Source organism: Bradyrhizobium manausense (assembly GCF_018130615.1).
GTDB classification, from domain to species: domain Bacteria; phylum Pseudomonadota; class Alphaproteobacteria; order Rhizobiales; family Xanthobacteraceae; genus Bradyrhizobium; species Bradyrhizobium manausense_A.
On record NZ_JAFCKB010000001.1, the window covers coordinates 24,771 to 37,655 of the forward strand.

Genomic DNA, 12,885 nt, shown 5'->3' on the forward strand with positions numbered 1-12,885 from the left:
GCACCTCAGTTAAGATCGGGCTCTAATTCTCGATCTTGTATCCCGTCGCCTTCACGATCGGCTGCCAGAAGGCCGTGTTCGCGGCGAGCTCCTTGGCGAGCCCATCCGCGCTGCTCCCGACCGGGATCAGCCCGATCGTCGTGAGCTTCTCCTTCACCTCGGGCTTGGCGAGCGCGGCGCTTGCGGCCGCGCCAAGCTTGCTCGCAAACTCCGGCGGGCTGCCGGCTGGAAGCCACATGCCGTACCAGGCGTCCGCGACCAGATCGATGCCACTCTCCTTCAACGTCGGAACATCGGGCGCGAACGGCGAACGCTCCGCGCTCGACACGGCGATGATCTTCAAACTCTTGGCGCGATGCTGCGGCAGCGCGTCCGCCAACGTCGTGATGCCGAACGAGATGTGGCCGCCGATGATATCGTTGAGGATCGGCGCGCTGCCCCGATAGGGCACGCGGGTCGGCGGGATGCCGAGATCCTTCTCGAGCTTGGAGCCCATGAAGTGCGGAATAGTGCCGTTGCTCGGCACGCCGAACGAGGTCTTGTCGGGATGCGCCTTCAGCCAGGCGACGAATCCCTTGAAGTCCGCAACATCCATGGCCGGGCCAATCACGAGCACGAACTCGAACCGCGCCAGCAGCGACACCGGGACGAAATCCTTGGCCGTGTCGAAGCTCGGCGTCGTCTCCACCATCGGCAGCAGGTACATGGTGGGGCCCGTCGTCACCAGCACCATGCTGCCATCGGGGCTCGCACCCTTCACCGATTTGATGCCGATCAGGCCGTCACCGCCGGTGCGGTTCTCGACCACGATGGTTCGTTGCAGCACCGGGGAGATTTCCTGCGCGATCAGCCGGCACAGCGTGTCGCCGCCGGCCCCCGCCGCGAACGGAAAGATGATCTTGCTCAGCCCGGTCTGCGCTTGCGCTTCACCTGCCTGCGGCAGCAGCGGCAGCCCAAGATATCCCCCAAGACATCCGGCCATGAATTTGCGGCGATCCATTCGCTTCCTCTTTCAGCCCATTGTTGGTTGGCGGCATTAGAGCCGGACCGGCGTTCAAGACAAGGCCGACCTTCGCCGTTTACCGTTCCCGCCGCCTTGCGCCGGCCATCGTCCTGCTGCAAAAGCAGGCCTCGACCGGCGCCGCCTCACGCTCCGCCGTTTCCAGAGCAACTCGCAGCAACACGCCAAAACATACACACATGGCCAGCCCCGAACTCAGTCAATTCCGCCGCATCGTCGTCAAGGTCGGCTCCGCCCTGCTGGTGGATTCCGACAGGGGCGAGGTGCGCGCGTCCTGGCTCGCGGCACTTGCGGACGACATGGCCAAACTGCACAAGGAGGGCCGCGATGTCCTCGTGGTATCCTCCGGCTCGATCGCGCTCGGCCGCAGCCGGCTCAAATTGCCGCGCGGCCCGCTGAAGCTGGAAGAGAGCCAGGCCGCCGCTGCCGTGGGCCAGATCGCGCTGGCGCGGATCTGGTCGGAGGTGCTCGGGGCGCACGACATCGGCGCCGGGCAGATTTTGGTCACGCTGCAGGACACCGAGGAGCGCCGCCGCTATCTCAACGCGCGCTCCACCATCGGCAAGCTTTTGGAGTGGCGCGCCATCCCCGTGATCAACGAGAACGACACGGTCGCCACCACCGAGATCCGCTACGGCGACAATGACCGCCTCGCCGCGCGCGTCGCGACCATGGCGAGCGCCGACCTGCTGGTTCTGCTCTCCGACATCGACGGGCTCTACGACGCGCCACCGAAGAACAACCCGAACGCCAAACTGATTCCGGTGGTCGAGAGCATCTCCTCCGAGATCGAGGCCGTGGCGGGAGACGCCGAGTCCGAGTTGTCGCGCGGCGGCATGCGCACCAAGGTCGAGGCGGCAAAGATCGCAACCACCGGCGGTACGCATATGCTGATTGCGTCCGGCAAGATCGAGCATCCCCTGCAGGCGATCGCCAATGGCGGTCGCTGCACCTGGTTCCTGACCCCGGCCAATCCCATCACGTCGCGCAAGCGTTGGATCGCGGGCACGCTGGAGCCGAAGGGGACGCTGACCATCGACGCCGGCGCCGTGACGGCACTGCGTGCCGGCGCCAGCCTGCTGCCGGCCGGCGTGATCAAGGTCGAGGGCCAGTTCGCCCGCGGTGACGCCGTGATCGTCCGCGGCCCCGACACCAGCGAGGTCGGCCGCGGCCTGATCGCCTATGATGCCGAGGTCGCCGAGCGGATCAAGGGTCGCTCGTCTCCGGAGGTGATGACCATCCTCGGCATCAGCGGCCGCTCCGAGATGATCCATCGCGACGATCTGGTGGTGGGCGGCTAAGGCGAAGCCCGTCATTCCGGGATGGTACGAAGGACTAGGCCCGGAATGACGAGATTCCGGGTTCAGTGCTAAACGCACCGCCCCGGAATGACGTCGGACCTAGGTCCCCGACCTAACGGGCTCGCCGCCGAGGTACCTGCCATACCCTCCCCGCCCTTCGCAGACGCGGGAATTCCGTGCTAGGACACCGCCTTAGCAGAAGGTTTTGACCCCATGGCCACCCCCCTCAAAGCCGTCGACGGCAATGCCGATCTTCAGGCTCTGATGTCCGATCTCGCAGGCAAAGCTCGCGCCGCTGCGCGCGTGCTGGCGCTGGCGCCGCCGGAGCAGAAGAACCGGGCACTGGAAGCCATGGAGCGGGCGATCCGCAGCAATGCGGCAGCGATCCTCGCCGCCAATGCCGAGGATGTCGCCGAGGCGCGCGCCTCCGGCAACATGACGTCCTCCTTCATTGACCGCCTGACGCTGACGCCGGCGCGCGTCGAGAGCATGGCCGAAGGCATCGCCGTCGTGCGCGGCATCGCCGATCCCGTCGGCATCGTCACCGAGAGCTGGCAACGGCCGAACGGCATGACCATCGAGCGCGTCCGCGTGCCGCTCGGCGTCGTCGGCGTGATTTTTGAGAGCCGGCCGAACGTTGCGGCGGACGCCGGCGTGCTGTGCCTGAAATCAGGCAATGCCGTGATCCTGCGCGGCGGCTCGGATAGTTTTCGCTCGTGTCGCGCGATCCATGAATGCCTGGTGCAGGGCCTGCGCGAAGCCGGTCTGCCCGAGGCCGCGATCACGCTGGTGCCGACGCGTGACCGCGCGGCAGTCGGCATGATGCTGTCGGGCCTCAACGGCGCCGTCGACGTGATCGTGCCGCGCGGAGGCAAGAGCCTCGTCGCACGCGTCGAGCAGGAAGCGCGCGTGCCCGTGTTCGCGCATCTCGAAGGCGTCAACCACGTCTACATCGATGCCAGCGCCGACCTCGCCATGGCGAAGTCGATCGTGCTGAACGCCAAGATGCGCCGCACGGGCGTTTGCGGAGCGGCCGAGACGTTGCTGGTCGATCGCGCGGCTGCAGCGAAAAACCTGAAGCCGCTGGTCGAGATGCTGATCGAGGCCGGCTGCGAAGTGCGCGGCGACCACGCGGTGCAGAAGACCGATTCGCGCGTAAAGCCCGCCAGCGAAGACGATTGGGACACGGAATATCTCGACGCGATCATCGCGGCGAAGGTGGTCGACGGCGTCGACGGTGCGATCGCGCACATCCAGGATCACGGCTCGCACCACACCGATGCGATCGTCAGCGCGGACGAGGCTGCTGCGAAGAAATTTCTCAGCGAGGTCGATTCCGCAATCGTGCTGCACAACGCCTCGACGCAGTTCGCCGATGGCGGCGAGTTCGGCTTCGGCGCCGAGATCGGCATCGCAACCGGCCGCTTCCACGCCCGTGGCCCTGTCGGCGCCGAGCAGTTGACGAGCTTCAAATATCGCGTCCATGGCACAGGGCAGACGCGGCCGTAAGGCATGGCGCGAGGCGCGGGGCATTGAGCAACAATTTCGTCGTGCCGCGTTTCGTGGCACAAGCGGTCCCGCCCTACACAGAGGGCATGCGCATCGGCCTGCTCGGCGGCTCATTCAACCCGCCGCATCAGGCCCATCGCGCGATCAGCCGGTTCGCGCTCAAGCGATTGCAACTCGATCGCGTCTGGTGGCTGGTCACCCCGGGCAATCCGCTCAAGGAGAACGGCAATCTGCATAAGCTCGGCGAGCGCATGCAGGCGGCGCGCGACGTCGCTGATGACCCCAGGATCGAGGTCAGCTGTCTCGAATCCGTCATTCGTACCCGCTATACTATCGACACGATCAACACCTTGCGCCGCCGCTTCTCGGGCCTGCGCTTTGTCTGGATTATGGGCGCCGACAATCTCGCTCAATTCCACCGTTGGCAGGACTGGCGGCGTATCGCCGGCCAGGTGCCGATTGCAGTCATCGACCGCCCGCCGCAGAGCTTTCGTGCCCTCGCCTCTCCCGCAGCCAAGGCGCTGGCGCGCTACCGCCTGCCGGAGAACAGGGCAGCGCGGCTTGCAGACCAACCGGCGCCGGCGTGGGTATTCCTGACGGGATTGAAGCTGAACCTGTCGTCAACGGGCCTGCGGAACCCGGACGGGAGCTGGAAAGGTACAATGTGAGGCGAAGTGTGCGGATGTTGTGGGGACTCCGGGCTCTCTGGCATATTGAAACCCTTAACCCCACATGATGTAGTGTAACCGGTGAGCGCTGGATTCGGCGTTCGCGATACAGTGAAAGGAATGGTCCCTGACCACATCTGTATTGTCCAAGTCTGTTTTACCGAAGGCAAAACCGGCGCGTAAAACATCGACCAAAGCTGCGGCCTTGAAGGCGCAACCCGACGCCGACAAGACGCTGAGCCTGATCCTCTCCCGCCTCGACGACATGAAGGCGGAGGAGACGGTCACCATCGACCTTCGCGGCAAATCGGCGTACTCCGACTACATGATCGTCACCACCGGCCGGGTGAACCGGCACGTCGGCGCGATCGCGGAGAACGTCGCCAAGGGCCTCAAGGAAAACGGCATCAAGAACATCCACGTCGAGGGCTTGCCCAATTGCGACTGGGTGCTGATCGATTCCGGCGATGTGATCGTGCACGTGTTCAGACCCGAAGTCCGCGAGTTCTACAATCTCGAGAGATTGTACACGCAGGGCCCAGGGGCGGCGAAGGCGATCTAGGCCTATTTGGCCGATTTCGAATCGGTTGACGCGCATGCTAGCGTCGTGCGCGCGCAATCTGCGCGCGGTCTGGAAAACACGACCCTGAAGATATCATGCGTGTTGCTGTCATTGCGGTGGGCCGGCTGAAGCAGGGCCCCGAACGGGAGCTTGCCGACCGCTATTTCGAGCGGTTCGACGAGGCCGGCCGCAAGCTCGGATTCCGCGAGCTCACGATTCACGAAATCCCCGAGAGCCGTGCGCGCGACACCGCGACGCGCATGTCCGAGGAAGCCGCGGCGATCTCCGCGCACATCCCGGACAAATCGATTCTGGTGGCGCTGGACGAGCGCGGCCAGAATCTGGACTCTACCGTATTCGCACGGCATCTCGGGCGCTGGCGCGACGAGGGTGCCGGTCATACTATCTTCGTGATCGGAGGGGCGGACGGACTTTCGCCCGAATTGCGCCGTAAGGCCAAGCTCGCGATCGCGTTCGGCTCTGCGACCTGGCCGCATCAAATGGTCCGCGTCATGCTTCTGGAACAGCTGTACCGGGCCGCCACCATCCTGGCCGGCCATCCCTATCATCGCGCGTGATTCGCGCCACGACGAGCACCTTGCCCAAGAAACCTTGCCCAAGAACCTTGCCCCAACAGATGCGAGCGCCGATCCTCAATCTGCTGCTGATTGCAAGCTGCGCCGGCGCAAGCCTCTTCGCTGAAGAAAGCCTCGCGCAAGCCCAGACGGCACCACAGGCCGCTGCCGTCTCGCCCGACGCCATCAAGCAGCGCGAGCAGGAGCTGGAAGCCGCGCGCGCCAGGCAGAAGAGTGCGGAGGAGGCTCAGGCCAAGCTCAAAGCCGAGATCTCCTCGCTCGGCCAGGATCGCACCCAGCTCAATCAGCAATTGATCGACACCGCCGCCAATGTCCGTGCCGTCGAGACCAAGATCGACGAGGCCGAGGCACGGCTGCGGACTCTGAACGGCCGCGAGCAGGAAGCGCGCTCTTCGCTCGATTCGCGTCGCGCCGACATCGTCGAGGTGTTGGCGGCCCTGCAACGCGCCGGAAGGCGCACGCCACCGGCGCTGCTGGTACGGCCCGAGGATGCGCTGCAATCGCTGCGCACCGCGATGCTGCTCGGCGCCGTGGTGCCGGAATTGCGCGGCCGCGCCGAGAAGATCGCGAGCGAGCTCGGCGAGCTCGTGGCCTTGCGCAAGAGCATCGCGAGCGAACGCGACCAGCTCGCCTCCGACCGCGACAAGATCCGCAGCGACCAGACCCGGCTCACCGCGCTGGTCGACGAGCGGCAGCGCCAGCAGGCCTCGCGCGAAAAGGATCTCGACGCCGAGAATTCGCGCGCGATCACGCTGTCAAAGCAGGTCGGCGATCTCCAGGGGCTGATCGCCAAGATGGAGCAGGACCTGCAAAGCGCCGCCAAAGCGGCGGAGAAGGCGGCCGAGGCCGCAAAACAGGCCGAGGCAAACGCGGCCGCAGCGGCGGCCAGCGCCAAGCCCGGCCCGGCCGTCTTCAAGGACCGGTCCCGGACCAGCCCGGCGATCCTGTTCGCCTCGGCCAAGGGGCTCCTGCCTTTGCCGGTTAACGGTAACAAGATCAGGGACTTTGGCGGTTCCGATGGGGTCGGCGGGGTCCAGAAGGGCATTTCGCTGGCCACCAAGCCTGGGTCCCAGGTCACCACCCCGTGCGACGGCTGGGTGGTCTATGCCGGCCCGTTCCGCAGCTATGGACAACTCTTGATCCTCAATGCCGGGGGCGGGTATCATGTCCTGATCGCCGGGATGGAGCGCATTTCGGTCAACATCGGTCAGTTTGTGCTCACGGGGGAGCCGGTCGCGACCATGGGATCGACATCTCAAGTCGCCTCCATTCTCGCCACGAACGCGAGTCAACCTGTGCTGTATGTCGAGTTCCGCAAAGACGGCACTCCAATCGATCCAGGCCCATGGTGGGCCGCAAATGAAGGCGAGAAGGTTCGCGGATGATGCGCAAGACTTCAGTTATCCTCCTCAGCGCGGCCACCGGTGCGGCGCTGACGTTGTTCGTGACCCAGCCGCGCGCAGTGTTCATGGGCTCCAGCGCGCGGGCCGCAACCGCTGACACCTATCGCCAGCTCAATCTGTTCGGCGACGTCTTCGAGCGCGTGCGCTCCGACTATGTCGAGAAGCCCGACGACACCAAGCTGATCGAGTCAGCCATCAGCGGCATGCTCACCGGCCTCGATCCGCATTCGAGCTACATGGATGCCAAGAGCTTCCGCGACATGCAGGTGCAGACCCGCGGCGAGTTCGGCGGCCTCGGCATCGAGGTCACGATGGAAGACGGCCTGATCAAGGTGGTCTCGCCGATCGACGATACGCCCGCCTCGCGCGCCGGCGTCATGGCCAACGACATCATCACCAATCTCGACGATGAGGCGGTGCAGGGCCTGACCCTGAACCAGGCGGTCGAGAAGATGCGCGGCCCCGTCAACACCAAGATCAAGCTCAAGATCATCCGCAAGGGCCAGGACAATCCGATCGACGTCACGCTCGTGCGCGACAACATCCGCGTCCGCTCAGTGCGCGCGCGCGTCGAGGCCGACGACATCGCCTATATCCGCATCACCACCTTCAACGAGCAGACCACCGAAGGCCTGAAGAAGGAGGTCGCCAACCTCTCGACCCAGATCGGCGACAAGCTCAAGGGCTACATCATCGACCTCCGCAACAATCCGGGCGGCCTGCTCGAGGAGGCCGTCACCGTCTCCGACTCGTTCCTGGAGAAGGGCGAGATCGTCTCGACCCGCGGCCGTAATGCCGAGGAGACCCAGCGCCGCACCGCGCATGCGGGCGACCTCACCAAGGGCAAGCCGGTCATCGTGCTCGTCAACGGCGGTTCGGCCTCGGCGTCGGAAATCGTCGCCGGCGCGCTGCAGGACCAAAAGCGCGCGACCATCGTCGGCACGCGCTCGTTCGGCAAGGGCTCGGTGCAAACCATCATCCCGCTCGGCTCGGGCAACGGCGCGCTGCGCCTCACCACCGCGCGCTACTACACGCCGTCGGGCAAATCGATTCAGGCCAAGGGCATCGTGCCCGACATCGAAGTGCTTCAGGACGTGCCGGATGAGCTGAAGTCGCGCACCGACACCAAGGGCGAGGCTTCGCTGCGCGGCCACCTCAAGAACGACGGCGACGAGAAGACCGGCTCGCAGTCCTACGTTCCGCCGGACGCCAAGGACGACAAGGCGCTCAAGCTCGCCGACGACCTGCTCCACGGCATCAAGAACAGCGCGTCCGCAGCGCCCACGCCGGGCAGCGACAACAAGGCCGCGCCTGCGGACAAGCCGAAAGCGGCGAACTAGGCGCGCCAACCGATCTGACGAAAAGGGCGGCTCCTGGAGCCGCCCTTTTTGCTTGGAACTCCTGGTGTCCCCGGCCTATCCCGGCCTGCCGCCGCTTGACCTCGGCGTGGTATCGTCGGTGGAGTGATTCGGGATCGCGCATGACTGAAACGGCCGATGATCTGAGCGCCCCGCTCGGACAGGACAAGCCGCGCCGGAAACGGCGGCTGCGGCTGCCGTTCACGGCCATGCAACTGCTGGCGGTCATGCTCGGCCTGTTCCTGGTCGCCTTTGCCGGCTTCGCCATCTTCAACAAGGACCCGCTCGGCGGCGAGCCGATGACACGGATTGCGATCCGCGATCCCAAGACAGCGGACAAGGCGACGGACGCGAAGCCCGCCGCGGGCCACGGCGAAGAGCACGCCCAGGAGAGCAAGGCCGCGGCCAAGGAGGCACCGAAAGAGGCCGCCTCCGGCGAGCACAAGACCGTCACCATGATCGACGGCTCGACCGGCGCACGCCATGACGTGGTGATCGGCGCTGGCGATGCCGCGGACAAGGGCGAATCGGCCTCAGCCCCGCCGCCCGTCATGGCCGGAATCGACCCGAAACTGCTGGAGAAATCCCGCTACGGCATGATCCCCGCGGTCTCCGGCGATCTCAAGCCATTCAACGTCTACGCCGCCGAGGCCGACCGCGCCAAGGCCGCGAAAATGCCGGTCGTGGCGGTCGTGATCGGCGGCCTCGGCGTTGGCGCCGCCAAGACCACCGACGCGATCATGAAGCTGCCGGGCGCAGTGACGCTGGCCTTCACGCCCTATGGCGCCGACCCCGGCAAGCTCGCCGAGCGCGCCCGCGCCCAGCGCCACGAGATCTTCCTGCAGATCCCGATGGAGCCCTACGACTTCCCGGATAACGATCCCGGCCCGCAGACGCTGCTGACCTCGCTCACCGCCGACCAGAATACCGATCGCCTGTACTGGCACCTGAGCCGGATGCAGGGCTATGCCGGCATCACCAATTTCATGGGCGCCCGCTTCGTCGCGACGGAGCCGGCGATGCAGCCGATCATCCGCGAGGCCTCCAAGCGCGGGCTCGGCTTCTTCGACGACGGCTCTTCGCCCCGCAGCATCGCGCCGCAGGCAGCTGCGAGCCTGGCGGTGCCGTTCGGCAAGGGCGACATCGCGCTCGACGCGGTGCCGACCCCGACCGAGATCGACCGCGCCCTGAACAAGCTGGAATCGATGGCCCGCGAGCGGGGCGTCGCCGTCGGCACCGCCTCCGCACTGCCAGTCTCCATCGAGCGGGTCGGCGCCTGGATCAAGACATTGAGCGACCGGGGTATCCTTTTGGTGCCATTGACAACCGCGATGCTGAAATCAAAATCCAGCTAAATCAACGAATTGGTACGCCACGGGCCCGAGCGCCTGTTAGCGTCCCGGCAATACGCGAGAGGGTTTGGCGGAATGGCGCGTTATGAGGATCTGCCCTACCGGACCTGCGTCGGGGTGATGCTGATCAACACGAAGGGGCTGGTGTTCATCGGCCGTCGCGCCGGCGGCATCGAGCATGTCGACGACGGCCATGTCTGGCAGATGCCGCAGGGCGGCGTCGATCCCGGCGAGGACAATTGGGAGGCCGCCAAACGCGAGCTCTATGAAGAGACCAGCGTGCGCTCGATCGAGCGGCTCGGCGAAGTGCCGGACTGGCTGATCTACGACATTCCGCGCACGGTGGCGGGGCGCGCCTGGAAGGGCCGTTACCGCGGCCAGCGCCAAAGGTGGTTCGCGGTGCGCTTCACCGGCAAGGACAGCGAGATCAACGTCGAGAAGCCCGGCGGCGGTGGCCACAAGGCCGAATTCGTCAGCTGGCGCTGGGAGCCGATGAAAAACCTCCCCTCACTGATCATCCCGTTCAAGCGCCCGGTCTACGAGCGCGTGGTGAAGGAATTTTCCGCGCTCGCGGATGAGTAAATCCGTTGTCGTCGTTCCGGGGCGATGCGACAGCATCGAACTATGGTGCGCAATCGCGCACCTGAGAACCTCGAGATTCCGGGTTCGCGCAACGCGCGCCCCGGAATGACGAAAGATGCATCAGTGACGATCGAAAAACCCTACCGTCCCAATGTCGGGATCGCCCTCTTCAATGCCGATGGCCATGTGCTGATCGGGCACCGCTTCAAGGGCGACGGCCCCGAGATCATCTTGCCCGGGCTCGACTGGCAGATGCCGCAGGGCGGCGTCGACGAGGGCGAGGTCTTGCGCGATGCCGCCATGCGCGAGCTCTGGGAGGAGACCAACGTCGTCAGCGCCGACTATCTCGGCGAGACCGACTGGCTCACCTACGAATTCCCACCCTATGACGGACCGCAGACGCATCGGCTGGCAAAATTCCGCGGCCAACGCCAAAAGTGGTTCGCGCTGCGCTTCACCGGCAAGGATGACGAGATCGATCCGCTGACGCCGCGCAACGGCCAGCCGGCAGAGTTCGATGCGTGGCGCTGGGAGCGTCTCGACCGCGTCGCTGATATCGTGGTGCCGTTCCGCCGCGAGGTCTATCGCGCGGTGGCGCGTGAGTTCGCGTCCTTTGCAAGCTGAAAACGCGAAAACAACCCCATGCACAGTAGCTGGAGGTTTTCGGCGCGATGCGCGGCGGAATCGACGAAGCTGCTGAGACAGCAGGTGAAATCAGCGCAAGCACGCAAGCGTTCGTGTCAATTCGTCGGCCCGACCGTGAACGGGCCGATCGCAATCACATGGCACTCGCTGTCGTGCTTGGCGCAGTCGGCGAGCGCGGTGTTGACGGCGGTCTGCTCGTCGGCGGCCTTGAGGCCGAGGCCGGGGCGGCCTGCGGTGCCGACGGCGACCGCATTCCAACCCGTGCCTACGCCGAGCTTGCGCACGACCTCGTCGCGCGCATCGGCCACGATCGAGGAATTGGTCGCGGCGTGGAAGAAGCCGTTGGGCCTCAGCAGGGTCGGAATCGGCACGACGAAGACATCGTCGACCGCCACGATCATGCAGGCCGAGCCTGCAAACGCACCGCAGGATTCCAGCGAACGCCGCGTCGTTTCCTCGGGCGATGATGCCCCCAGCGCCATGAAATATTGCCCGCCCGGACCGAGCGCGACCGAGCGCGATTTTGCCGCCGGCGCGTACATGTTTTCCACGCGCGTCCTGGCCTGATCACGCAGCATCGGAAAATCTTTCGCCACGAACGGGCGCTCGGTCGTGGGGTCGTGCCGCACCCAGGGCTGCGGCGGCATTGGTGGATTGCCACGGCTGTAGACGACCTTGTTGCCGAGCGCATAGAGCTCGCAGCGCCGCGGCGATTGCGCGGCATCGGCGCGCTTCTGGCACTGGTCGAGCGCGGTATTGCGCGCGGCCTCCTCGTTCGGCTGATTGAGCGCGGAGCCGGTAAAGCCGCCGATGTTGAGGGCGAAGGCCTTGTAGTCGCCGGCGGCGGCATATTCGTTGCTGAGAAAGGCACGTTGGCGTTCGCCGATGAACGGCACCGCATCCACGGCAATCTTGCCGGCGGATGCGGCCGGCGGCGGCGGGATCGGCGTCGGCATCGCGGCCGTCGTGGTGGTCTGCGTCGGCGTCGATGTCGGCAGGGGCGCGGGCGCCTTCTCGGCCACCGTCGGCGTCGGGCTGGGTGACGGCGCAACAGCCGGACTTGGCACGGGCGATGCCGCAGTGGATTTGACCTGCGCGGTCTCGAGCTTGGTGAAGTAGAGGAATCCGCCGACGCCGATCGCGACGACCGAGACCACGCCGACCACCAGCGGCCACATCCAGTTCAGCGCGGGCTCCGCCTTGGCGACCTTCTTCAGCTGCGGCGTCGCATAGGATCCGTCCTCGCGCCGCATCGCCACCATGTAGGCGTGCACCGGCGTCGGGATGTTCTTCACTTCCTGCGCGCCGATATCGGCGAACTGTACCGACAGCTTGTTGGCGACCTGCTCGTGCACGGCGCGGGAGACGCAGATGCCGCCGACCTCGGCGAGCCCTTCGAGCCGCGCCGCGATGTTGACGCCGTCGCCGAGCAGATCGCCGTTGCGCTCGACCACGTCGCCGATGGTGATGCCGATCCGGAACGACATCTGCCGGCTCGGCGGATAGGCCATGTTGCGGGTTCGCAAGCTCTCCTGGATGTCGATCGCGCAGCGCACCGCGTCCACCGCGCTCGGGAATTCCGCGAGCACGGCATCGCCGGCGGTGTTGAAGATGCGTCCGCTGGCCTTGGCGATGAAGTCGTCGATGACTTCGCGATAGGATGCCAGACGCCGCAGCGTCTCTTCCTCGTCTTCCGCGACCAGCCTTGAGTAACCGGCAATATCGGCTGCGAAAATCGCTGCGATCTTGCGTTTCATCTGCTACCCGCCCCGGAACAAATTCGCGGTCGCAGAATGCCGCTAGTTCCGGCGCGGTGCAACAAAGTTTCAGCGCCCGCCACTTCCGTGACGAGCGCTGAACTTATTCAGGAATTCTAGACCCGATGCCC

At 65.6% G+C, this 12,885-nt stretch carries 12 protein-coding genes; 10 read left to right on the forward strand and 2 right to left on the reverse strand.

Annotated elements, in window-relative coordinates; genetic code table 11:
- Positions 1–22 precede the first annotated feature (22 nt).
- Complete coding sequence (locus JQ587_RS00110; RefSeq protein WP_212424067.1) at positions 23–1,000, reverse strand: Bug family tripartite tricarboxylate transporter substrate binding protein; 978 nt, start codon at positions 998–1,000, stop codon at positions 23–25.
- A 200-nt stretch (positions 1,001–1,200) separates the two neighbouring features.
- Here JQ587_RS00110 and proB point away from each other — a divergent pair, with 200 nt between their 5' ends.
- From proB to JQ587_RS00160, 10 genes are all read left to right on the forward strand, one after another.
- Positions 1,201–2,322, forward strand: a complete 1,122-nt coding sequence (proB, locus tag JQ587_RS00115) for a glutamate 5-kinase (RefSeq protein ID WP_212303135.1) — start codon at positions 1,201–1,203, stop codon at positions 2,320–2,322.
- 213 nt (positions 2,323–2,535) lie between these two features.
- Positions 2,536–3,831, forward strand: coding sequence for a glutamate-5-semialdehyde dehydrogenase (locus tag JQ587_RS00120; protein WP_212303138.1), 1,296 nt, complete (start codon positions 2,536–2,538; stop codon positions 3,829–3,831).
- A 23-nt stretch (positions 3,832–3,854) separates the two neighbouring features.
- The gene (locus JQ587_RS00125; RefSeq protein WP_212303139.1) at positions 3,855–4,499 is read left to right on the forward strand and encodes a nicotinate-nucleotide adenylyltransferase; all 645 of its coding nucleotides are present in this window, start codon (positions 3,855–3,857) and stop codon (positions 4,497–4,499) included.
- A 205-nt stretch (positions 4,500–4,704) separates the two neighbouring features.
- Positions 4,705–5,061, forward strand: a complete 357-nt coding sequence (rsfS, locus tag JQ587_RS00130) for a ribosome silencing factor (protein ID WP_027515020.1) — start codon at positions 4,705–4,707, stop codon at positions 5,059–5,061.
- A 95-nt stretch (positions 5,062–5,156) separates the two neighbouring features.
- Entirely contained in the window at positions 5,157–5,639 is a 483-nt protein-coding gene (rlmH, locus tag JQ587_RS00135) for a 23S rRNA (pseudouridine(1915)-N(3))-methyltransferase RlmH (protein ID WP_212424068.1), read from the forward strand.
- A gap of 59 nt (positions 5,640–5,698) precedes the next feature.
- Entirely contained in the window at positions 5,699–7,042 is a 1,344-nt protein-coding gene (locus JQ587_RS00140; RefSeq protein ID WP_212303141.1) for a murein hydrolase activator EnvC family protein, read from the forward strand.
- Complete coding sequence (locus JQ587_RS00145; RefSeq protein ID WP_212303142.1) at positions 7,039–8,400, forward strand: S41 family peptidase; 1,362 nt, start codon at positions 7,039–7,041, stop codon at positions 8,398–8,400. Before JQ587_RS00140 ends, JQ587_RS00145 begins: the two co-directional genes overlap by 4 nt.
- Positions 8,401–8,540: 140 nt before the next feature.
- The gene (locus tag JQ587_RS00150) at positions 8,541–9,773 is read left to right on the forward strand and encodes a divergent polysaccharide deacetylase family protein (protein WP_212424069.1); all 1,233 of its coding nucleotides are present in this window, start codon (positions 8,541–8,543) and stop codon (positions 9,771–9,773) included.
- A gap of 72 nt (positions 9,774–9,845) precedes the next feature.
- Entirely contained in the window at positions 9,846–10,352 is a 507-nt protein-coding gene (locus JQ587_RS00155; RefSeq protein WP_212424070.1) for an RNA pyrophosphohydrolase, read from the forward strand.
- 123 nt (positions 10,353–10,475) lie between these two features.
- Positions 10,476–10,976: an RNA pyrophosphohydrolase gene (locus JQ587_RS00160; protein ID WP_212424071.1), complete on the forward strand. Its 501-nt coding sequence runs from the start codon at positions 10,476–10,478 to the stop codon at positions 10,974–10,976.
- Positions 10,977–11,092: 116 nt separating this feature from the next.
- On the opposite strand, the gene JQ587_RS00165 is transcribed toward JQ587_RS00160, so the two are convergent.
- Complete coding sequence (locus JQ587_RS00165; protein WP_212424072.1) at positions 11,093–12,754, reverse strand: adenylate/guanylate cyclase domain-containing protein; 1,662 nt, start codon at positions 12,752–12,754, stop codon at positions 11,093–11,095.
- Positions 12,755–12,885 lie beyond the last annotated feature (131 nt).

Bases quoted from the DNA above. Each gene is read 5' to 3' on its own strand.
- JQ587_RS00150 (WP_212424069.1), top strand. From the start codon at position 8,541: ATGACTGAAACGGCCGATGATCTGAGCGCCCCGCTCGGACAGGACAAG.
- JQ587_RS00155 (WP_212424070.1), top strand. From the start codon at position 9,846: ATGGCGCGTTATGAGGATCTGCCCTACCGGACCTGCGTCGGGGTGATG.
- JQ587_RS00145 (WP_212303142.1), top strand. From the start codon at position 7,039: ATGATGCGCAAGACTTCAGTTATCCTCCTCAGCGCGGCCACCGGTGCG.
- JQ587_RS00140 (WP_212303141.1), top strand. From the start codon at position 5,699: ATGCGAGCGCCGATCCTCAATCTGCTGCTGATTGCAAGCTGCGCCGGC.
- proB (WP_212303135.1), top strand. From the start codon at position 1,201: ATGGCCAGCCCCGAACTCAGTCAATTCCGCCGCATCGTCGTCAAGGTC.
- JQ587_RS00165 (WP_212424072.1), bottom strand. From the start codon at position 12,754: ATGAAACGCAAGATCGCAGCGATTTTCGCAGCCGATATTGCCGGTTAC.
- JQ587_RS00120 (WP_212303138.1), top strand. From the start codon at position 2,536: ATGGCCACCCCCCTCAAAGCCGTCGACGGCAATGCCGATCTTCAGGCT.
- rlmH (WP_212424068.1), top strand. From the start codon at position 5,157: ATGCGTGTTGCTGTCATTGCGGTGGGCCGGCTGAAGCAGGGCCCCGAA.
- JQ587_RS00110 (WP_212424067.1), bottom strand. From the start codon at position 1,000: ATGGATCGCCGCAAATTCATGGCCGGATGTCTTGGGGGATATCTTGGG.